Consider the following 21,877-nt stretch of genomic DNA (forward strand, 5'->3'; position numbering starts at 1 on the left):
GGCGGCTCATCTGTGCCAAGGATGTGGCTTCGTTGCGCCAGTTGGTGGTCAGCTCTTGTCGCTGCACATTCGTTCGCCGCGCGCTGTCGAGCCTCACGTTTCCGCAGATCAGCTTGTTAGCGGGCCAGCGGCGAGCCAGTGGCGGGCCACCCGAAGCGAGGGTGGCGAGGATAGAGTCCGGCCCGCGCAACTCGGCCGTACGCAGGTCGAAAGGCACGGCCGTCGGGGGCCGCCCATTCGGCGTGGGGGAACGAGCGGATGAGCCAGCGGGCGATGGCGAGCCCCATTGCTGGAGGGACGCCAAGGGGCGGCCTTCAGGGTCTAGGAAGGTGGCCTCCGAGGTGGGGCCACCAGGTCTGAGGCCCCGGACGCGCACCCGGACGACAGCGGCCCCAGGCAGCAGGGATGCCAGTTGTACTGCCAGCCGCTTTGCCGGCACCGAAGCGTTCGCCGGCTTACGGCCCGGGCGCTGACAGCTAGGACTTCGCCCGGTCGATCACGTGGCTACTTCGTGGTCGCGTCTTTGATGTGAGCATGCGTGGCAGGTGATCTTTGGGTGCAGTGCTGAGACGGACGAGGCTTGTGCGTTCGGAAGTGTTGTGTCCGTGCGCTGCTGAATGATTACAAACGGGCTAAGAGCCCAGGGGGCGGCCAGGCAGGGCGCCATGATCGGAGCGTGGCTGCATTAGGTGAGCGCTGGTACCGGCGCAGGTGGAAGATCGTGCGTGTTGTGTGTGCGCTGTTCATCGTGGGGAGCGTGGCCTTCGCTGTATGGCACATGGGGCAAGGAGGTCAGGGCTCGCCTGCTGACACTGCGGCTCTTCTCGGCGTTCCGGTCGGTGTTGTCAGTCTGGTGATCGCCATCGAGGCATTGGGCAGGCCCTTCGACGGTGGTGACCCCGAGCTTGCGCGGACCTATGCCGCGATGCTGGCTCACGAGGTGAAGCGCATTGAGGAGCCGGTGCAGCGGCAGCTCTTGGGCGCTGATAACCGACGCATCAATCTCGCCTACGCCTTGCACCCCACGGCCGGGAGGGGAGCGGTAGCCCCGCCAGCAGGGCGCACCTTCGCTGAGGAGACCGCTACCCTGCCCGACATCTTGGAGTACTACCGCGCTACGCGGCCTCGTCGTCTGGTCATCACCGGCGCGGCAGGGGCGGGGAAGACCGTCCTCGCACTGGAACTCATGCTCGCTCTCATCGAGGGTCGTGCTGAAGACGACCCTGTTCCCGTGCGAGTGTCCCTCACGCAATGGCGGCCTGGTCAGTCCCTGACTGCGCTGCTCGTACAGCAGTTGGTCGAAGCGTGCAACATGTCCCGCGGCAAGGCGGTCGGGTTAGTCGAGCGTGGCATGGTCCTACCCATCCTGGATGGGTTGGATGAAATGGACCCGCTGCGGGAGGACGGCACTCCTGATCCTGAAGCGCCACGCGGTCGCGCTGTGCTAGAAGCCCTCAACGCCTATCAGGACGGCCGGGATGCTGGGCCCCTTGTGCTGACCTGCCGCACCAGCCACTACAACGCCTTTGGTCCCACATCGCGACTGATCGACGCCGCCCGTGTCGCGATTGCGCCCGTCGATACACGCCACGCCATCGAGTACCTGAACTCCCGAGCACGCGACGTCTCACGCTGGCAGCCTTTGGTCAACTACCTTCAAGAAAATCCCCAGAGCGCGCTCGCTGCCATTTTGTCCACGCCTTGGCGGTTGACTCTGGTCGCCACCGTCTACCACCGTGACGGCAGGCCGGCGGAACTCCTCGACCTCCCGACGGGGCGCCACCTCGACCAGTACCTTCTTGCTCGCTACATCCCTGCCGCTACAGCCAATTCCCCCAACCCTCGTCGGTATCAAGCCGAAGACATACACCGTTGGTTACACCGCCTCACCCGCCAGATGGATGGCGCAACCCTTGGGGCTCCGGCCACCGACATAGCGCTCCACCGCCTGTGGCCCCTGGCCGGAGTCTTTCGTGTCCGCGTCGCGGACGTTCTTCTCACTAGCCTGCTGGTTATCCCTACATTCTTTCTTCTTCTCGCGGCGGACGACCTAGCCTTCACCTTCATCGACCCAACCAGCGCAACGAGCTCTGGAAGCGATTTGAAATATGAGGAAGAGGGAGTTTCTTTCGCGTCTGAGGAGGATGGGGCGAGAGGGGACATTTTCCTTGAGTTTGGAAATGCCTATGGGAGTCGATGGTTCTACGTCTATGCTGTCGTCATTGGCCTTCTCGCCCATAGGTCAAAAGTTCAACCTCGCCGCTTTCAATTTCTTCGCCCTAACTTTTGGTCTCGCCTGCGGGGAGGATTCAAGGTCTGGTTCGTGGTGGGACTCCTTGCGGGGTTTTGTGTGATGTGGAGCATGGAATGGGGGCTATCGTCCCATTTCGATGATTCGAGTGCTGATGCTATGGATGGGGGTTTACTGTTTTCCGCAATAGGATCTGGAATCGCTATTGGAGTGGTTGTGGGAGGGGTTGGAGGGCTGCTCGCCGGACTAGGGGAGGGCTTCGCGCGAGGGTTTAAAGTCTGGTTCATCGCTTGTTTCGTGCTGGTGTTCTTGCTTTTTTCTCCTATTCCTTTCATGCATGGATGGCTGCTGCTTTCTATCCCACTTGCTGGAGCATTATTGAGTGGAATTTTGGGCGGTCTGGCGGGTGCGCTTTCGAGGGGACTTAAGGGTGATCCCGTCGCTACTTATAATCCTCGATCTGTAATTCGTGGAGATGCGATTCAGGGAATCTTGAGCTGCTTTGTGATAGCCCTGTATGCCGTAAGTGTTGTGGAGGTTTTCGGTGGGCTCGTCGATATAGGAAGGCTCTTTCCTTCGGGACATTCGGAAGGCCCGGGTGCTGATTTCTCTTTTTCGGCTGGCCCCTTAGTTGGCGCCGCGGTCGGGCTCGTAAACGGGTTCGCTGTCGCCGCGCGACGGTATGGACTATTTCTTCTTCTCTCGCACGGAAAGCTACCGTTTCGTCTTGCTCACTTCTTGGACTGGGCTGTTACTGCTGGTCTCTTGCGCTATAACGGCCCTGCCTATCAGTTCCGCCATCGCGAGCTTCAGCAGTGGCTCGCTCAGTATTCGGCCCCTGGGTGATGGCGAACGGCAAGTGTTCGTAATCCGAGCTGCGGACTTGCACACTTCGGTGTAAGCGCATGCGAAAGATGTCTCTCTTCTTGAGCCCATGGAACTATCTGGCCGACCGTGGTCAGCTTTCGGCTATTTTTCGAGCCGGGTAGCTAACGAGCTCGTGCACGGTAGGCGGTGAGGCGTCCAGGATGGCGGTGAGGCTCGGTGTTCACTTCTGTCGTGTCGACGTCAGGTCTCCGGTCTGCTGGTGAGCCAGCAGGCCGGCGACGGCCTGGACCGTGTCGCTCATATGCTCGCGGCGTCCGAGGTGGCGAGCCAGGGCTCGCCAGTTCTTCAGGTGGGCGATGCCGTGCTCGACCCGGATCCGGCGTGAGGAGTGTGCCTTGCGCTGTCGTTCGCGCATCTCCTCGTACCAGTCTGGGGCGTTCTTCTTGAACTTGCGGTGTGGCGGTGTCACCACCCGGCCGCCGGTATGGGTGCCCAGACCCTGGTAGCCGGCGTCGGCTAGGACCTCGACCGCAGGCCCCTCGGCCAGGAGCTTGACCAGCCCTAACTGGCGGGCGTGAGTGATGTCGGCGCAGCTCGCGGGCCATGCCGGGCCGCACCACAGCACGCGCCTCTCACTGTCCGTGACCACCGTGGACTTGACGGCGTTCTGCTTATTCTTGCCCGAGATGAACTTGTCGCAGTCTTTGCGTCCGGCGGCCGGCCGACGTACCCGGATCTCGGCGCCGTCAATGATGCCGGTTGGCCTGCTCGCGCCGAGGTGGTCGACGACGTCGGCCAGAGACCGTAGCCGCACGTCGGGGCTGACGGTGCAGCCTCGCTCAGCGATCAGGGGCCGTACCTCACTAAGGACGGGTGACGCGCAGGATCAAGCAGGTGGCCGGCCTCCTGCGCGAATGTGGCGCCTCCAGTTCGAAGGAGACGGCCCGACATCTCCTGGAGCACGCGGGAGTCAAGGGATGCTGACGTACGACCGGTACGAGGGCGGAGAAGCCGTAGCAGTCCTCGACGCCTTCATCGCCACGTACGAGGAGGTGTACGCGGAACCGCCGTATCGCGAAGAGCTGAGCGACGTCGCGATCTTCATCGAGCACTACCAAGTGCACTGCCAGCGCCCCGGCATGCGCCTGGTGCTCGCCCGCGATGACGAGGAGGTCGTCGGCTTCGCGTACGGCTACCTCCTGACCCCGGACACCCGCTGGTGGAAGAACCTGCTGGAGGTGGAACTGCCGGCCCCGTTCGCCCGGGAGACCGGCAACCGGACCTGGGTGATCATCGAGCTAGCCGTGCGAAAGGCATGGCGTCGCCGCGGCATCGCAGCCGGCCTACACACACGGCTGCTGGAGGGGCTCTGTGCGGAGCGGGTGACGCTCACGGTGCGGCCTGAGCCGGAAGCAGCCCCAGCCCGGTCCGCATACGCGGCATGGGGATATCGGAGGGTGGGAACGTCCCAGCCATGGGAGGGCGCCCCCTACTACGAGACCATGCTCCTGGAACTCGACACATTGCGAACGTGAGCGCTGACTTGGCCGTCACGCCGCGGTGGCAGACGACAGGGCTTCGTACCGGTGGAGCATGCGCTGAGAACTGACGGTGCCGATGAGCTCTCCGGCCTGGTCGAGCAGTTCCCGTGCCCTGTCGCCGTGTCCGCACTTGTGGACGGTGTCGGCCAGGTCGAGCACGGCGAGGAGGCGGTCGCGTGGGTAGTCGGACGAGGTCGTTTCGGCGCGCCGGCTCAGGAAGGGCACGGCCTTCGACGGTTGCTCGCAGGCGAGCCAGGCTCGGCCGGTGGCGGCGTCGACGGAGTTCTTCGTCAACCAGGTCGCCCACCACGGAGTGCGTTCGTCGGGCACATCGAGGTGGAGCAGTGCCTCGTCGCGGTACCGGAGGATCGCCTCCGGGTCACGTCGCCGGCCCGCGGCGTAGACACGCCGATCGGCGATCACCGCGGCGACGGCGGGAGGCAGCTCCGGCGCCCGCGCAGCGATGTCGAGCAGCGCGGCGGCGTCGTTGTGGTGGCCGAGCCATGCGGCCTGGTACGCGGCAGAGGCGACGAGGTTCGACGTCGCGTGGCGAGCGGTAAGTGACGTGTCGGCCTCACGAGCTAGCCGCATCCCTGTGTGGTAGACGCGCTGTGCCTGGGGGTGGCGGCCGGCGTCGAAGAGCATCCAGCCGACTTGTTCGCTGAGCTCGATATAGGAGGTCTGGAGCCGGTCGGCAAGAGGACCGCGGTCGCGCACCTGCGCGAGCACCCGGGAGGTGCTCTGCCAGATGCCGAGGCCCCAGGCGAGGTCACCGCTGGCGCTCCCGGTGGAATCGTCCATCTCCCGCAGGTCTCGAACAGCGCTCTCGATCGAGCCGACGAGCTTCTCGTTCAAGCGTGTGCCGTCCGACGACGTGGCGGCCTGTGCTGCCGGGCCGAGCAGGAGTGCGAGAGCCGGTGCGGTGGCTGCTGCTCCGGTGAGCACGAGTAGGTTCCGGCGGTCCATGATGTCTCCTTGGCTGATCTCGTGGAGCAGCCCCTGAAGGGGTGCGTCGCCGGGCGCGTCGAGGTGGCGATGGCGGTGACGAGGGCGCGGCGAGTCCCAGCCGACGTCGGACGCTGTGATGGGGCGCCCGGCCCTCGTCGTGAGGACGGCCAGGGCGTCCGACTGGTTGTCAGGCTGCGGATGGGAGGGGTTCTCGCGTAGCCAGGGATAGGCCGCCTTCAGGCTGAGGGGAAAGGAACCACGGCGAGTACGCCTCTCGTTGATGCGAGCGATGAGTTGCTCAGGCCGCATCCCCAGCTGCTGCAAGAGGGCAGCGAGCGCGGTGGCCGGCGGTGCGTCGAACGCTGCTGGCTCCATGGGCACTCCAAGTCCGGCGGGGTCCTGACCGGAAGGTACCACCGCCCCGGGCGCCCCTAGCAGATAGGACAAAAGGGACCTGGTGTACGTACACCAGGCGCCAAGTCTGGTGTTCTAAAACCGAGTTGGTGCGTGCACCGCGTACACCTCGGAGACCTCTCGCGATCACGGCTCGACCCGCGCTTGGCTGTTCACCCCGCGGAACTTCACGGAGGTGAGTGATGCGAGCAGTGATCTTCGGTGCTTCCGGGCTACTCGGCCGCAGCGTGCTGCGCGCGTTCGCCGACACGAACGTGACGGGCGCCGGCTTCCGTCGCAGCAACGGGCTCGTCAGGGTTGACGCCACATCGGCCAGTGACGTTGAGCGTCTGCTCGACCGGGACCGGCCGGACGTCGTCGTCAACTGCGTCGGCGAGCGCCGGCCGGCAGCCTGGGCGAGCACACCGGACCAGGCTCGGGGCCGAAACGTGGACGCGGCCCGGGTGATCACGGAGAGTGCTCGCCAGCGAAAGGCCCGACTCCTGCACATTTCCAGCGACTACGTGTTCGACGGGAAGTCGGCGCCCTACCGGCCCAACGACCGTCCAAGTCCCCTCAACGTCTACGGGCGCTGGAAGCTGCTGGCCGAGCAAGTGGTGTTGGCTGCGTGTCCGGACGCTGCGATTCTGCGGCTGCCCGTGCTCTACGGGCCGGCACAGTTCGCCGCCGAGACGAACCTGACCGACATCGCGCGTCAGGTGAGTTTGGGGGCGCGGTTGGAGCTGGATGACGTATGCGTTCGCTATCCGACGCACGTGGACGAGGCCGCCGAGGTGTGTCGCCGGCTTGCCGAGGCCCTCCTACACGGACAGTGCACGGCATCGGTCATCCACTGGAGCGCGGCACAGGGCTTCACCAAGTACCGGCTGGCCTTGGTGGTCGCACACAGGTTCGGCTTGTCCGACGAGCGTATTCGTGCGGGCGAGGCGGACGCGGCCCGAGGTGACCGGCCGCTCGACTGCCGGCTCGTCTGCCAGGGCCTGCCCGCCGCCTTCGGCTCGGTTCACCGTCGCCCGTTCCGTACGGAATTCCCGTCCGTGGTGGAGCCCTGGTTGCTTTCCCCCCGACCCGTTGAGAGCTGAGAGAGGGACGATGGCGTCTGCTGTGTACGGGGACTTCGCCCGCGCTTACTTGACCGAGGTGGCTGCCGCTGCCCGACGGATGTTCACTCGCGGCTCCGAAGCCGTCGAGCTGCTTCAAAGGGCCAGCGCTGGTGGCATGCAGATCCGCGCCTTCGGGAACGGCGGCTCCTCGGCGATCGTCCGCTCAGTCCTTCTCCAGCTCCCCTTCCACACCGGGCAGCCGATGAGCGACTCGATGATGAGTACGGCGACCATGGCCTACGGCGCCCACCGGCAGGACTACCGAACTCTCTTCGCGCAGTCATTGGCGCAGGACATCGACGAGGTGGGATTGGTCGTCACGGCCAGCGTCAGCGGCCGGTCGACCAACGTCGTCGAGGCTGTTCGGTTCTGCCAGGACAACCGTGTGCCGGTGCTGGCCCTGGTGGGCGGCGACGGGACGCAGATGGAACCGGTAGACGGCATGGTCTGGGCGACCGGGACGACCGACCAACAGGTCAGCGAGGACGCCATGCTTACCGCGCTGGCCCTGACGGCCACCGCGCTCGGGCCCCGGGCGGAGTCGCTGCCCACCAGCCAGGAGCGTCATCTACGTGCCCTGGCCTCGGTGGACACAGCCCTGTTGGCTGGCTTCCTTTACGAGACAACAGAAGCGGTCACCGAGGCGATCCGCAGCAGGCGTTGCACTTACGTGCTGTGCCCCGACGGCGGCCCACTCGCCTTGGCCGGTGAGCACTTCGCGCACAATCTGAGCTGGGACGCTCCACTCGGCGTCGAGGGCGTGCAGCCTCCGCTCATCATGCGCGACCCCTCGCTCGCCGACATGAGCGCGATGTTCAACGACCACCCTGACCCCGCATACGGCGTCCGCCACCAACTGAGCAGCGCCTCTCCCAAGGACGTGGTCTTCCTCCTCACCTACGACTCGGCCAACAGGACGACTCGGGAGGCCATCAGCGCCGCCGCGGCAGCAGGCACCCGACTGTTCCTTCTCCACCGAGACGGACCAGCCCAGTCCACCGACACGCAGTGCTCCTTCACACTGCCGAAGACCGACCATTTCGCGCAGGCAGCCCTGGCACAGTCCATCGCCCACCTGGTGTGCCGGACCACACGCGCCGCGCTGGCGAGAACCCCGTTCACCACCGCCGCTGTCATGTCGTCCCACGACCTCATGGCGCAGGACCTGGCACCGCTTCGCGAGCTTTCCGACATCCCGCAGACCCCGTGAACGAAAGGCCCCGACGTGCCCGTACGCGAGATTCACACCGAGATCACCCGCCCTACCCGGAGCGAGATCGCCGCTCTGTCCCGCCTCCCGGTCGCGTCGATCGTGGACGCGCTCGGTAAGACCGGCGCCCTCTCGTACTGCCTGAAGCTCCAGACCCCCGGCCTCGTCCTCTGCGGGAGCGCCGTCACAGCCCTGGGCCCGGACGTGACGGTCCGACGCGCGGCGATCGACCTCGCTCAACCCGGTGACATCGTCGTGGTCGCGGCTGGCGGCGGCAAGGAACGGTCCTGCTTCGGGGGCGTGACCGCAACGCACATGCAGAGCCGAGGCATCACCGGCGTCTTGGTCGACGGCATGGTCCGAGACGTCGCCGAGCTGCGCCGCATCGCGTTTCCGACGGTCGCCCGCGGCACCACCCCGCTCAACTACGACTACCCCGCGGACCGTCATGGCGGCGCGGTCAACGTCCCGGTGGTCATCGACGGCGTCCGCATCGCCCCCGGAGACGTTGTGGTGGGCGACGAGGACGGTGCCGTAGTGGTTCCCCGAGACCAGGTCACAACCGTGATCACCAGGACTCGGACCGCCATGACCGTCGAAGCCGAAAAGTGGTGGAGTCGCCGAGGACAGAGCTTGGGCGCCGTTCAGCAACTCACCGACTGCGGCTACAAGGTCATCTGAGAGGTCTCCCATGACGGAGCACGCTGAACTCGCAACCGCGTTCGAGCTATTCGCCGACCAGCAGGCCGCCGGCAAGTCCCCGCTGTACGAGACCCTGTGTCGCTCAGTCGCCCGCACTCCCGAACTGCTGGACCTCGCGGCCGACACGCGTCCGGGCCAGCCGGCCCCCAACATGCTGCTCGGAGCCATCCACCACATCATCCGCCGCGGTTCTCGGCACCCACTCGCCGGCTACTTCGCCGGCTACGAGGTGCTGTCCGAAACCTGCGCCGACGCCCTGCTCACCGACTTCTGCCGACACAACGCAGAGCAGATCCGACGGACCATCGCGACACGATCCGTCCAAACCAACGAGGTCAACCGCTGTGCCGTCCTCGTGCCTGCTTTCGCCGCACTCCAGCAGCAGCTCGACGACCGTCCCATCCAGGTTGTGGACGTGGGTGCCAGCGCCGGATTGAACCTGCTCTGGGACCGCTACACCTACGTCTACGGCGGACACCGCCTCACCTTGCCCAACAGCGATCCAGACACGGTCATCACCTGCGAGATCAAGAGCGGAAGGCCGCTCCTGTCCCTGAACGTCGCACAGTTCCTCCGGCCGGTCGGGATCGAGATCAGCCCGGTTGACGTCACCGACCCCGACGCAACCGAGTGGCTGGTCAGCCTCACCTGGCCCGAGCAGAAAACGCGGATGCGAACCCTGAACAACGCCCTGGCCCTGGCGGCGCGAACTCCGCCGACGATCCTGGCTGGCAGAGCGGAAGATCGCCTCGCCGAGGTCGTCGCCCAGACCGCGCCCGGCCACCATCTGTACCTCGTCTTCTCCTGGTCGATCTACCAGATCTTTGGCTCACCGGGCGGCCGGGAACGTCTAGCCGAAACCCTCGCCGAGCTGAGCCAGCAGCGTCCGCTCCACGAGATCTCGATCGGCCACTTCGGCCACAACACCCCCCGCGTGGTCACGGCCGCATACGACAAGGGCACGAGCGTCCGTTCGAACACCGTGGCCTACTGCGACGTCTACGGCACCTGGCTCCACTGGCTGACCAACCCAGCCGAGCAACCGAATACCTGACGGAGGCGGAGAACCCATGACGCACGCGATCAGCAGGGCGGTCGTGGCCGCCGGTGGCAAGGGCACCAAGATGGCACCCATCACCCGCGTCGTCCCCAAAGAGATGTTGCCCGTCGCACGAGTACCGATCCTGGAGCACCTCGTCCACGAACTGCGTGCGTGCGAGATCTCCGACGTCCTCTTCGTGATCGCCTCCCACAAGAGCCAGGTCCCTGCCTACTTCGGCAGTGGCGGGGCGTACGGGATGGACTTCTCCTACCGGGTCCAGGACGGCGGTGCCGGGCCCGGAGCACCCGTCCTCGACGCCGAGACATGGGCACAGGGACAGCCGTTCGTCCTCGCCTTCGGCGACAACCTGATCCGCCCAGCCACCGGCGGGTGGGCGCCGTTGCGCCGCCTCACCCACGGCGAGGCGGCACACTGTGCCGTCCTGACCCGTGTGTTCCCGGCGGATGAGGTCCCCCCACACGAGACCATCCTGGGCGCGGCGGACCCACCCCGGACGGTGCCCAGCCCGTACGACGTCGGCTTCGGTAGTACTGGCCTGGACCACACCGGTGCCCGCTGGGTGCACGCCTGTGCCGCCCGCTGGATGCTCACACCTTTCATCTACGAAGCTCTACGCGCATGCGCACCGCGGCCGAACGGCGAGCTCTACCTCATCGACGCGGTGCGTCGCTGGATCGCCGCGGGCAACGAGCTCAGGGCAGTGCCTCTCCTGCCGACCGAGCTCCGGTTCAACTGCGACAACTGGGAGACCTACGCCGATGCCGTCGCCACTCTCCGGACCTGAACTAGCCACGACGCGTCACCGCGTGGATCTCGGTGACGCCCCCGCCCTCTTCGCAGACAGCATCACCATTGCCCTGCGCAGCCCGTTCCAACGGCCCGGCACCCGGGTCACCGTGACCCTGCCCGAGCAACCCGTGCGCAGGATCGTGCTCGTCCTGCCCGTGGAGAGGGGCGAAGGGCGGAAGTACGGCTCCAGTCTCGAACAGATCGGACGGCTTCCCGGGGACCTGCGCGAGGAGACCGTCTTCGCCGCGCCGACCTTCAGCGATTCGCCCTGGCTCGTCAACCACGCCACTCGCGCCGACCGCCGGCAGGAGGACCATCTCGTGCACGTCGTCGTGCCGACCGTCCTCGCCCTCCTCTGCGGGCAGCCTCGCCTACCGGTGCACCTTCATCTGCTGGGGTTCAGCAAGGGAGGCTTCGCAGCCCTGAACCTGCTGTCACGACACCCGCGCCTCTTCACCGCCGCCAGCGTCTGGGACACCTCTCTGCTCAGCGACCGGCCACCGCACCCGCAGCTCGTGGAAGCTGCCGGCAGCACCCAGCAACTCGATGAGTACGACGTACGGCACAACCTGCGCCGCCACGCCGCAGCCCTGCGCGGAACCCACCGCATCGCGCTCGGCGGTATCGGCACGCTGGCAGCCGACTGGACCGCCGGCCACCAACTCCTCAACGCACTCCGCATCCCCCACCGCGCCTACCAGAACGCCCCGGCCCAGCACCGTTGGGACACCGCGTGGCTCACTCCAGCCATGCAACACCTGCTCGACCTCGAAGCCAGACTGCACTGAAGCCCCCGCGGGGGCGAGGCCCGGACTCAGTCCTTCAACAGCTTGTCGCGTACCGGAATCCAGTCCAGTGCGGACTGGATTCCGTCCTCCAGGCTTAATTTCGGCGTCCACCCCAACAGACTCTGAGCGCGGTCGCTCGTGGTGTACCCGCCGGCTACGTCGCCGGGTCGAGGATCGGTGTCGATCGTTGCCAGGGGGGGTGCTCACGACGTTGTTGAACGCCGCGCACAGCTCACGAACGGTGGTACCGGCACCGGTGCCCAGGTTGATCGCGATCGATGGCTTCGACGCGGTGAGAATGGAGTCGAACTGCTCGATCGCCGCGATGTGGGCTGCGGCGAGATCCCAGACGTGCACGTAGTCGCGGATGCCCGTTCCATCGCGGGTCGGGTAGTTCACGCCGGTTACCGGGAACGCCGTGCCCTCCTGGTGGGCCTGAATGAGCTTGCCCAGCGCATGGCTGGGGCGCTTGAGCTGGAGACCGGTCCGCAGCAGGGGATCGGAGCCAACCGGGTTGAAGTACCGCAGCGAGAGCACCCGCATCTTCCCGGCCGCGGCAATGTCGGCGAACATCTCCTCGCACACGGCCTTGGTCCGCGCGTAGGGACTCTGCGGCGCCAGCGGCGAGTCCTCGGTGACGGGAGAGCCGTCCTCGGCCTGGTAGATAGAGGCCGAGCTGCTGAAGATGAGGCGATCGCAGCCGTTGCGATGGAGGTGGCGAACGAAGTCCAGGCTCTTCCCCACGTTCGCCTCGTAGTAGCCGATCGGGTCAGCCACGGATTCCGGTACCACGATCAGCGCCGCGCAGTGCACCACAGCAGTGATGTCCGGGTGTTCCGAGAACACCTTGTCGACCACGGCGCCATCCGAGATGTCGCCCTCGTAGAAGATCCGGCCGTCGGTGAACTCCCTGCGGCCCGTGACGAGGCTGTCGAGGATCACCGGGGTGATTTCCGCGTCCAGACACGCCGATGCGACGGTGCTTCCGATGTAACCGGCTCCACCGGCGACGGGAACAGTCACGGCTTATCCCCTCTGGGCCCCTTTGTGGCCACGGTTGACGGTTGACAGCAAAGCTAGCGGAGCGCCGTGAAGAGGTTGTCGATATCGGCCAAGTGGCTGTTTCGAACGCTTTGTATCAAGGCCGTCGGGTGAGCCGATGTTGTATCCCAGGGCGTGTGCAGCGGCCGGGTGACAGGCTTCACGGTCAGTGGACAGCGCGGCGGGGAATGGGGTCACGGCGGCGCGTGTCCACGGTGGTCCGGCTGGCGCGCTGAGTGGGGGCCCACGGCGCCAATGGGGTGGTGTTGCTCGTAGGGACGAGGAGCTACTGGCTGGCCATGGGGCGGAAGGGCCCGAGAGTCGTTGCCGGGCTGGTGACCGGCATAACCAGCGTCTGCCTCGCAGCACAACGGCCAGGCGCCAGGTGCGTGGTGGCAGGCTCGGGGGCTGACTCCGACTCGGCGAGCTCGTCCCACCGTGTTGCGTCCCTGTGACCGGACCGGAAGGCAGTTGCCCGGACACCTGAGCGGTCCGTCCGGCAACATGGAGGGATGGTGCGAAGGACGCGTGTCGAGATGGGGGCTGTCGCTGCGGTGTGCAGCATGGCCCCGGCAGATTTGGTGGCCTTGGCGGTGAACTTGCCTACGGGAGGGCAGGCCGTGGGTACTGCTGGGCTCGACGGCCTGGTCGTGTCCGTGCGCGCCGTGCGCTTTTGTCCCGCTACGCCGCCGGAGGCGCGATCGGTGACGGCCAGCGGCGGAATCGGCCGGGTGGTCGCTGGCAACCATAACCACCTCTACTCGCAGAGCCCCTCTCCTATTGCGCCAGCGGGCGGCGGGGCAGGTACGGTCTCGGTTGCCGGGGCGCCCGCCATCCCCATTGTTGTAGGGCGCTTGGTGGTTGCGGAGAGGGAGTTCGGCGAGGCCGTCACCAGGGACGGTAGCCGCACATGACGCCCCCGTTCGCCTGGCGCCGGAAGATTAGGGCACGTCCAGCGGGACCCGATCCGGCAACCGGAAACAGCGAGCAGTTGGCCGGCGACTCTGGCGTCCGTGCCGATTCCACGGCCTCATCGGCACGGACGCATCACCCGGGTAACACTCTGGGAGCGACTGGAGAGCGGGCCGTTGCCGTCGGCAGTGACTCCGACATTGTGGTCACTGGCGACCACAACCACATGTCTCAGACTATCCAGCATGAACCGGTGCACAACGCCGTCATCGGAGGTCGGCTGGACGCGGTGGTTCAAGCCAGGGACATCGGGGTGGTGAACTTCAGCTCGGGCGCAAAGGTGCCCGACTGGCTGGTGGATTCCGGCCGGTGGCTCTTGGGATGCGTTGGCCGCGGGCGTGCACCGGGCTCGCCTTGATGACGACAGCAACGCTGTGCCTCCCTACATTCCCCGCGACCAGGACCGTGTGCTGCGTGAGCGACTTGCTGCCACAAGCCAGGGCGGGGGGATGGTGTTGGTGGTGGGGGATTCCACCGCGGGCAAGACGCGTGCCGCCTTCGAGGCTCTGCGCGCCACCCTGCCCGGGCATCGTGTTCTTGCCCCCGCGGTCGGCGTTGAGCTTCCGGGAGTGGTGGAGGCCATTGATGGCAGCGGCCTGGAGTGTGTGGTGTGGCTGGATGACATGGAGAAGTACCTCGGTCCTGGGGGCCTGGAGCCGGGGCTGCTGGCGGAGCTGGCGCGGCTGAGGGTGCCGGTGGTGGGCACGATGCGGGCTCGGGAGTGGGTGGCGTTCACCCGGCCCGCCGCTGACCGAGCTGCCCGCGATGGCGACCACGCTGGGTACTTGGCTGCCGACCTCGGCGCGAGGGTACTGAACCAGGTGGAACCGGTCGAACTGGACCGGATCTGGAGTGAGGCCGAACTGGTACGTGCCCGGGAGTGCGACGACGTGCGGATCGTGGACGCCACCACCCACCACGGCCCTTACGGCATTGCCGAGTACCTAGCCGCCGGCCCCGCCCTTCTAGCTGAGTGGCGCCGCGCCTGGCGGCCAGGCGGTCACCCTCGCGGCGCGGCGTTGGTCGCCGCCGCCGTCGACCTGGCCCGCACTGGTTTACCGGCCCCGTACGCTACCGACATCTTGGTCGGGCTTCACGGTCACTACCTGAAGGCGAAGGGCGGAGCCCGACTGCGACCCGAACCCGCGGACAGCGCGCTGGAGTGGGCAGCGCAGATCCGCTACGGCGCCACAAGCCTCCTCATCCCCGCTGCAGACCCCCACGACACCAGCGTTGAAGGCCACGACGGCTCGCCCCAGGTAGGAGCGTGGGAAGCGTTCGACTACCTCGTCGACCACACCTCCGATCCCATACCCGACGCTGCCTGGCAGGCCGCACTCGCCCACGCCGCCGCCACCCTCACCCGCGACGGGTTCAACATCGGTCTGCGCGCTTACCAACATGGAGCCATGCGCTTCGCTGAGGTGGCCTGGCGCGCCGCAATAGGTGCCGGAGATGCCGATGCCGCCAATAACTACGGTGTCATGTTGAGCGAGGCCGGGCGTATCGAGGACGCGGAATTCATCTACCGTCTTGCGGCCGATGTCGGACACCACGAAGCCGCCTTCAACCTCGGTCAACTGCTGAGCGAAGCCGGGCGTATCGAGGAGGCAGAAACCGTCTTCCGCGCTGCGGCGGATGCCGGGTACCCCGCCGCTGCCAACAGTCTCGGTGTCCTGCTGGCCGATGCCGGGCGCACCGAGGAAGCAGAAGCCGCCTGGTGTGCGGCAGCCGAAGACGGGTACCCCGGCGCCGCTTACAACCTCGGCATCCTGCGAGAAAACGCCGGACGTATTGAAGATGCAGAACACTTCTACCGCGCTGCGGCCGATGCCGAACACCCCAACGCCGCTTACCTCCTCGGCGCCTTGCTGAGGCGGGCTGGGCGAATTGGGGAAGCAGAAGCCGTCTGGCGCGCCGCGACGGCTGCCGGAGAGCCCGACGCCGCCAACAGCCTCGGTGCCCTGCTGAAACAGGCGGGGCGTGTCGAGGAAGCAGAAGCCGTCTGGCGTGCTGCGGCCGATGCCGGGCACCTCAACGCTACCTACAACCTCGCGATGCTGCTGCTAGGGACAGGGCGGGCGGAGGAGGCTGTGCTGAGGTTCTGGAGAGCGGTGAGGCCGGGCATTCGGATGCAACAAGGGTGTTGCAGTTACTGGAAGAGTACGCCGAGAGCCCGCCGCGGACTTGATGCCCTCGCCGGGGCGGAACAGCACGACCGGGGACTGCCACGGCGTGTCCGTACCGCGTGCCGCTAAGGTGTTTGAATCCGGCCTACCTGTGCCATGCCTCAGACGCGCACGGTGGTTTCGACGGCGATCCGTGCCCCCGCATACCACCGTGCTGAACCATTTCCGTTTGCCTGGCGCCCTGCCGGGGCGCACGTTTATACAGGTCAGAGGCGATTTTAAGCCCTTCGCAAGATCACTTGCGGAGGGCTTCTTCGTTTCTCAGGAGCGAACTTTGCCCAGGTTCTCACCCTCGCCTTTTGGCTCCCCGTCCCACATACGTCCCCCAGTTCGGGAGACAACCGACGGGCTATCTCCAGCCGCGACAGAGTAATACCTGGTCAGAGCCATTCTGACGGCCCATCGGGAACTCCCAGAGCGGGCGCCAAAGCGGCGCCTGCTCTGTTCGCGGCTGCTGGCTCAATCTGCTCCACGTATGTCGTCGCAAGGCCGCACGCATAGATTGGATCTTGGTGTCGGCCATCCAGCGTGGCGCAGCCGCCGGACCCTGCAGGTCGCGGAGCCAGTGGCTGTGCATCGATCGCTGAGTGGGAGAACCGCTTCGTCCCACACCCAGCCCCCTCCGCAGAGGAGCCTCACCCCTCGTCGTCTCCCTCTTCGGGCTCCGTGGTCAGCTCGGCAGCGTCCACGAGATCCGGGTCCGAATCGTTGTCCGTCGCGCTCCCCTGGTCCTGTTCCACAGTGGAATCCGCCACCGCTCCCGCTGAACTCCCGTCACCCTCCACAATCATCGGGAGGACGTATGCCTGGGCCAGTCCCGCCAAATGCAGCGGGAGCGGCAGGGACAGGGCCGCCGCATAGTCCGGTGCCTGGCGCAGTTGGTGTACGGCGAGGGCCAGAGCCTCGGCCTCGTCCGGCTTTCCCAGGGCAGGGGCGCCAGCGTCGTCGTTCGCGTGACAGCCGAGCACCGCGATTTCGAGCAAGGTCGGGTTCCAGGCGCTGGTGCCCGCCTGCGAGGTGAGGTTGCCCGCGGCGTTGACCCTGGTGGCCAGGCGGTCGAGGGCAGGCGACACGGCATGGGTACCGGGACGCTCCGTGGTGCTGTAGAAGATCCGGTCGCCTGGTGAGACACCGCCCTGCGATGGGAAGGCCTGGACCCAGAAGCCGGCCGGCTGGCCGTGCGGCTTACCGGGTTCCGCCAGGCCCCACCACTGTGCGGTCTCCCGCCCGCCGCACCCTCGGACGCGCACAAGGCGGAGTTCATCGTCGAGCCGGCCCGCGGGGGCGTGGCCCGTCCGGATCAGATCCCGCTCGATCCGACCATCCTGCAACCATGGCCAGTGCAGCCTGCTGTTCTGTGCGTGAGTGATCAGCGCGGTGGGCTGACCGCGGAGCGAGTGCAGCACGCGCTGGAGGAATGCCGCTGTCTCCTTGCGCTGCTGGGCGAGGTTGGTGCGCCACTGCTTGCCGGTCACACGGGGAGCACTCGATTGCGGGCCGTCGCCTTGCGGGTTGGGCTCCGCACATGCCTCGGGATCGATCTCGGCCTGTTTCACCAGGCCGAGGAGGAAGCGCGGATACGGCACCCACTCTCCCGCGGCGTCGTCCCAGCCACGTACGGCAGCCTGCCCCGTCGCGTGCGGCAGCGGGGTGGCCAGGACGGCCACGGGCAGGTGTTTGGGCAGCCGGGTCGGACCGTCCTTGCGGCGCTTCACCATCCAGACAGCGGCGTATTGAAGCCCCTCGGGCAGGTCGTCGCCGAGGGTGTGCTGTGGCAGTACGCGGACGCCAAGCTGACGCAGCCCGTCTAGCCAGGAGCTGTGGGTGCGATGCCCGATGCTGTCCGCGTTGTCGATCTGCCGGTCAGTGGAGGGGGTCACGACGAACTGGGTCAGTACGCCCGCGTCGGCGCACCCCAGCCGAACGGCGAATTTGGGGTCCGTCGTCGACGGGCGGAAGGTGCTGCGGTGGGCGATCTCCACCAGGGCAAGTTCAGGGCGGCCGGGGTCCGCGCCGTCCGCGCGCAGCCATGAGTCCAGGGCTTTGCGGCGCTCGACAATGGCCGTCGAGATGGCCGCTCCCTTGCCTTTGACGGCCGGGTCAGGCACCAGCCGGTCTCCGAGTCCGTCGGCCAGGGGCAGGCACCGCAACCGCAGGGTGAGTTCCTCCGTCTGCCATGCGAGGACGACCGGTGCCCCGGGCCGGGCTTCGTCGAAGTCCCGGTCCGTGATCGCGGCTGCGGAGGCGCCGCCATCACCATCAAGACCCAGGGCGTGTGCGAACTGGGCCACTGCTTCCTTGCGTACCTCTGGTGACTGCCACAGCAACCGGATCTCTACCAACGGTTGACCACTGTGGTGCGGGGTCGGGCCGGCCATCCGCGCCTGCGCCGCGAGGTTCGCCCTGCGCGCCTGGGTCTCGCGGAGCAGCTCGGTCTTCTTGCCCTCGTCGGTCCTCGGTTTGGGCCGCCGGTTCCCCGGTGCGCCGATGCCCTTGCCGCGCCCCCGCTTCAGATCAGGTACCCGCACCACGGACTCCGGAAAGGCCTGTTCGGCCCATTCGGTCAGCTGGGCACGCTGGTTGGGCATGAAGCCGGTGCCGATCTCGTGCTTTCCCATCCGGGTGCTGTGCACCACTGCGGCGCGGACCCCTCCACCCTCGCCGATCCAGGAGCCCGGTTCGACGAGGAGTTGTTCAGGGTCGGGAAAATTGCCGGCGAGGCTGAGTCCGCGCAGGATGCCGGCCGTGTCGTTCTCGGACCAGACGAAGGTGTCCGCTACCCGGTCCCGGCGCAGTCGGGCGAGTGCGTAGCGCTCGGTGGCCGGTGCTCCGGGAAGCCAGGGGATAGTGGGCCTCAAGTAGACCGTGGTGGCTTCCCGATAGGAGAGGTTGAGGCGTTTGGTGGTGGCCCGCGGATGCGTCGCCCATCGCCGTACGCCCCAGTGCAGGTGCAGACGCGGCCTGGCATCGAACGGCGCGGTGTGCAGGGAGATGTTGAGTACGACGGAGAACCACCATTCCTTGCGCTTGACCGTCCGGCACAGCGGCTGCGACATGAGTTCGGCCCCCTGGTCGCGAGGCCCGCGCGGTACAGCCCGAAAGCGCAGCTCTCCTCCTTCGAAGCGGTAGGGATCGAGGGACAGGATGCGGCGGGCCAACGCGTCGGTGGCGAGCTGGAACTGCCGGGGAGCGGGGGCGGCGGTCCCGCCGGGGGTGACGGCGCCGGTGAGAAGTTCGACGCCGGTGACCGGCTGCCACTCGGGCATGTTCCGCTTGAGGTCGGCGCTACTCGCGAGCAGCAGCGAGCGGAACGCGGGGGCCTGCCCCGCGCCCTTTGGGCCGAGTGTGCGCAGCCACGCGTCCAGGAGCTGCCGCAAGGAGCGATCCGGGAGGGGATCGGTCGCCGAGGCCGGGACGTACATCCAGAAGTCCTCGGCGGCCGGGGGGCTCTGCTTCGGCCCCGGCTCGACAGGGAACCGGGGGCGGGGGCGCACGATCACGTCGGGAGCGAGGGTCTGCAGGACGCCGTCGAGCCGGCGCGTGGGCAGGGTCCGCTGCCTCTTCTCCTCGTCGCGCCCGTGGTTGTGCAGTTCGAGGAGGTCCGCGTGCCAGTGTTCGGGAAAGGCGAGGGCGCGGTAGTCCTCGGTCCAGGGCTCGCTGTCCTCGGCGAGGTGGTAGGCGGATCGGCGAATGTGCTGGTACATGTCCGTTCTCCCTGCGATGTCGTACGTGGTCGGTGGAGCGCCGTGTCTTCGACAGCAGCCTTGGCAACGGCGGCGTCCCGGTGTGTCAGTCGGTGCCGCGCGGCGCGGGCGGAGCGTCCACGTCGCACAGCGCCTCGTACAGCGGGCGGTAGAGCAGCTTGACGAGTTCGGTGTCGGCAGGGTCGGGCCTGTCGGCGGTGTTCTCGGTATCGCTGAAGTACGGGGCGAGGACGTCTCGGAGGCGTACCAGCAGTCCCGGGTCGCTGGTACGCGAGCGCCTGCCCCTGCCTGCGACGGGTGCCTGTGCCGCGGCCAGTCGCGGCGCGAAGGCGGCGTCGACGAACACGACGCGGGCCGGTACACCACCGCGGACGAGGCGGCCGATGACCTGCCAGATGGTGACGAGCTGATCCCAGACGAAGGACTCCTTCTCGTCGTCGGAGAGCGAGGAGTAGATGTAGGGACGGGACAGCACGTGCCGCCAGACCCGGCGGGCGACGGTGCGGAAGGTGCCGCCTGCCGCGTCGAGACCGTCGGCTTCCGCCACCAGATCACCGAATGTCGCCCCGTCGCTGTTCAGTTGACCTCGTACGAACCGGCTCGCCCAGTCGTTGATGGCGAACACGGCCAGGGACAGGTCATCGGGGCGAGGGTGGGGACGGACCAGGAAGAACACCGTTCCGAACGCCGCCACCCTTTCCTCACCGGGACGCTGTGGGGTGGTGAGGATGTTGTGCCCACGCTCTACGGCGAGCAGGGGAGCGACGAGCAGTTCGGCGTCCGGGTCCTCGGCGAAGGAGGCGAGGTCTCCGCGCCGCACCGCTCCTGTGCTCCGTGTCCGACTCCCGCCCGCCGCGGTGCCGTCGACCGCGGCTTCGAGTTCCGCGTCGTCGGCAGCCAGGACGCGTACCCGGCCGCGCCAGCGCGGGATCTCGTCCAGGGCCGTGGCAGCCACCCCAGCCTCTGCGTAGCTGCCCACCAGAAGCAGGGCGCGCTTGCGGCGCTGGTCGGGGATCTGGGCGAGTTCGCTCTGCAGCGGAGAGGTGGTTCCGTCCCTGCGGGGACGGGCCAGACGGTCGATCATCAGGCGAAGGGCGCCTTCGCGATTGTCAGGGTCCTGCCCGGAGAGAAGGATCGGCTGACCGGCCGCGTCGTAGAGGAACTCCGTGCGGAACACGGTGTCCCGGATGGACCGCAGCGCCTTGCTCTGCGGTTTCAGGACCGCTCGGACGGGAGCAAGGACATGGGCGCGAGTGGACGTGCCGGCCCAGCTGGTGCCGGACATCAGCAGCACGTGTGGACCGGCCTCTCCCGAGGCGGGATCAGCGCCGAGCTGGGGGAGGCCGAGGAGCAGTTCGCGGCCCACGCCCGCGCAGCGGAAGAAGCGCAGGGTTCCGGTGCGGCGACCGTCTTTGTCGCGGGCGGCCGCCCGTTCGTCGATGAGGTACTGGAAGCCGAGGACGTTGCCCATGGGCGCCTCGGGCAGGAGCGGCGCGTAGTCGAGGGGCGGCCGGCGGGTCAGTTCGTGGCTCGCCGCGTCGAGCCGCAGCGCCGCCTCCACCTGGGGCCACAGGAAGGTCACTCGGTCCAGGCGCTGGTGCAGCGCGGCGAGCACCAGAGTAAATTCCAGCCGCCGTGCGTTCAGTTCGCGCCATTCCTCGGTCAGCGGCACCTCCTCGCGCGCCGGTTTCCTGCCCTGACGGACGGTGAACGGCGGCCGCTGCTGGGGCCCCGGCGCTCCGACGAGGAAGGAGTCGAGGAGCGTGCGGACTCGGCCGCGTGTCCGTTTCTCGTCGAGGGTGTGCAGGACGTCGTGGGCGAGGGCGGTGAGTTCGTCGGCGGGCGTCAGGTAGGGGCCCCGCCCGCCGAGCGGATCGTCTCGGAACGTGTCGAAGAATCCGGTGATCTCACTGCGGCGGTGCGCCCAGGGCGCCTCCGGCTCAGGGAGAACCGCCTCTCCCAAGTCCTCCCTTGCTCCGTCGTCCTCGTCCTCGTACAGCGCGGTCTCGTCCTCGACGTCGGCCCCCTCTGTGCCGTCCGGACGCCGGTCGGCACGGCCGGACGTCAGCGGGTACCAGGCGTTCAGTAGCTTCTCCTGAAGGGTCCATGCACTGAAGTAGTCGATCTGTGCCCAGCTCCGCAGCCCTTCGTCGTCGATGAGCATGGCGTACAGCCGGTCCGCCGCTGTGCCGACGATGTCCAGGGCGGCGGACCACCGCTCCACGTCCTGGTCGGAGAGCGGCAGTCTTCCCTGCCGGGCGAGTTCGGCGATCTCATGGGTCTGCAACTGGTCGAGCCAGGATTCGGAGACGCCGGTGGTGACGAGGGTGGCAG

Annotated in this window: 12 protein-coding genes and 1 pseudogene; 8 read left to right on the forward strand and 5 right to left on the reverse strand. The window is 67.2% G+C overall.

Annotated features, from left to right (window positions below; genetic code table 11):
- Nucleotides 1-853 precede the first annotated feature (853 nt).
- Complete coding sequence (locus AAHZ94_RS02240; RefSeq protein ID WP_349990119.1) at nucleotides 854-3,097, forward strand: NACHT domain-containing protein; 2,244 nt, start codon at nucleotides 854-856, stop codon at nucleotides 3,095-3,097.
- A 202-nt stretch (nucleotides 3,098-3,299) separates the two neighbouring features.
- Here AAHZ94_RS02240 and AAHZ94_RS02245 read toward each other — a convergent pair whose 3' ends face one another.
- Nucleotides 3,300-3,893, reverse strand: coding sequence for a transposase family protein (locus tag AAHZ94_RS02245; RefSeq protein ID WP_349990120.1), 594 nt, complete (start codon nucleotides 3,891-3,893; stop codon nucleotides 3,300-3,302).
- A 163-nt stretch (nucleotides 3,894-4,056) separates the two neighbouring features.
- Between AAHZ94_RS02245 and AAHZ94_RS02250 the strand changes: the two genes are divergently transcribed.
- A complete protein-coding gene (locus AAHZ94_RS02250) occupies nucleotides 4,057-4,614 on the forward strand; it encodes a GNAT family N-acetyltransferase (RefSeq protein WP_349990121.1) in 558 nt (185 codons plus the stop codon).
- A 15-nt stretch (nucleotides 4,615-4,629) separates the two neighbouring features.
- Here the strand turns inward: AAHZ94_RS02250 and AAHZ94_RS02255 are convergent, their stop codons facing one another.
- The gene (locus AAHZ94_RS02255) at nucleotides 4,630-5,943 is read right to left on the reverse strand and encodes an NsdA family TPR-like regulatory protein (protein ID WP_349990122.1); all 1,314 of its coding nucleotides are present in this window, start codon (nucleotides 5,941-5,943) and stop codon (nucleotides 4,630-4,632) included.
- Between the two features lie 221 nt (nucleotides 5,944-6,164).
- On the opposite strand from AAHZ94_RS02255, the gene AAHZ94_RS02260 reads away from it, so the two are divergent.
- The 5 genes from AAHZ94_RS02260 to AAHZ94_RS02280 are packed head-to-tail and all read left to right on the forward strand — an operon-like array spanning nucleotide 6,165 to nucleotide 10,844.
- On the forward strand, nucleotides 6,165-7,064 hold the full coding sequence (locus tag AAHZ94_RS02260; RefSeq protein ID WP_349990123.1) for a dTDP-4-dehydrorhamnose reductase family protein: 900 nt from the start codon (nucleotides 6,165-6,167) through the stop codon (nucleotides 7,062-7,064).
- 10 nt (nucleotides 7,065-7,074) lie between these two features.
- Nucleotides 7,075-8,295 carry an SIS domain-containing protein gene (locus AAHZ94_RS02265; RefSeq protein WP_349990124.1) on the forward strand — a complete coding sequence of 407 codons (1,221 nt, stop codon included), beginning with the start codon at nucleotides 7,075-7,077 and terminating at the stop codon, nucleotides 8,293-8,295.
- A 15-nt stretch (nucleotides 8,296-8,310) separates the two neighbouring features.
- Nucleotides 8,311-8,976 (forward strand): RraA family protein, encoded by a 666-nt coding sequence (locus tag AAHZ94_RS02270; RefSeq protein ID WP_349990125.1) that lies wholly within the window; start codon nucleotides 8,311-8,313, stop codon nucleotides 8,974-8,976.
- 10 nt (nucleotides 8,977-8,986) lie between these two features.
- Nucleotides 8,987-10,051 carry a DUF2332 domain-containing protein gene (locus AAHZ94_RS02275; protein WP_349990126.1) on the forward strand — a complete coding sequence of 355 codons (1,065 nt, stop codon included), beginning with the start codon at nucleotides 8,987-8,989 and terminating at the stop codon, nucleotides 10,049-10,051.
- Between the two features lie 16 nt (nucleotides 10,052-10,067).
- A complete protein-coding gene (locus AAHZ94_RS02280) occupies nucleotides 10,068-10,844 on the forward strand; it encodes a sugar phosphate nucleotidyltransferase (RefSeq protein ID WP_349990127.1) in 777 nt (258 codons plus the stop codon).
- 439 nt (nucleotides 10,845-11,283) lie between these two features.
- Here the strand turns inward: AAHZ94_RS02280 and AAHZ94_RS02285 are convergent, their stop codons facing one another.
- Complete coding sequence (locus AAHZ94_RS02285; protein WP_349990128.1) at nucleotides 11,284-12,660, reverse strand: NAD-dependent epimerase/dehydratase family protein; 1,377 nt, start codon at nucleotides 12,658-12,660, stop codon at nucleotides 11,284-11,286.
- 1,439 nt (nucleotides 12,661-14,099) lie between these two features.
- Between AAHZ94_RS02285 and AAHZ94_RS02290 the strand changes: the two genes are divergently transcribed.
- On the forward strand, nucleotides 14,100-15,908 hold the full coding sequence (locus tag AAHZ94_RS02290; protein ID WP_349990129.1) for a tetratricopeptide repeat protein: 1,809 nt from the start codon (nucleotides 14,100-14,102) through the stop codon (nucleotides 15,906-15,908).
- A gap of 566 nt (nucleotides 15,909-16,474) precedes the next feature.
- Here the strand turns inward: AAHZ94_RS02290 and AAHZ94_RS02295 are convergent.
- Nucleotides 16,475-19,543, reverse strand: a complete 3,069-nt coding sequence (locus AAHZ94_RS02295) for a pPIWI_RE module domain-containing protein (protein WP_349990130.1) — start codon at nucleotides 19,541-19,543, stop codon at nucleotides 16,475-16,477.
- A gap of 85 nt (nucleotides 19,544-19,628) precedes the next feature.
- Nucleotides 19,629-21,877 (reverse strand): annotated as a pseudogene (locus AAHZ94_RS02300) (hypothetical protein); the annotation flags it as partial.

This window comes from Streptomyces sp. HSW2009, assembly GCF_040240285.1.
Taxonomy (GTDB): Bacteria; Actinomycetota; Actinomycetes; order Streptomycetales; family Streptomycetaceae; genus Streptomyces.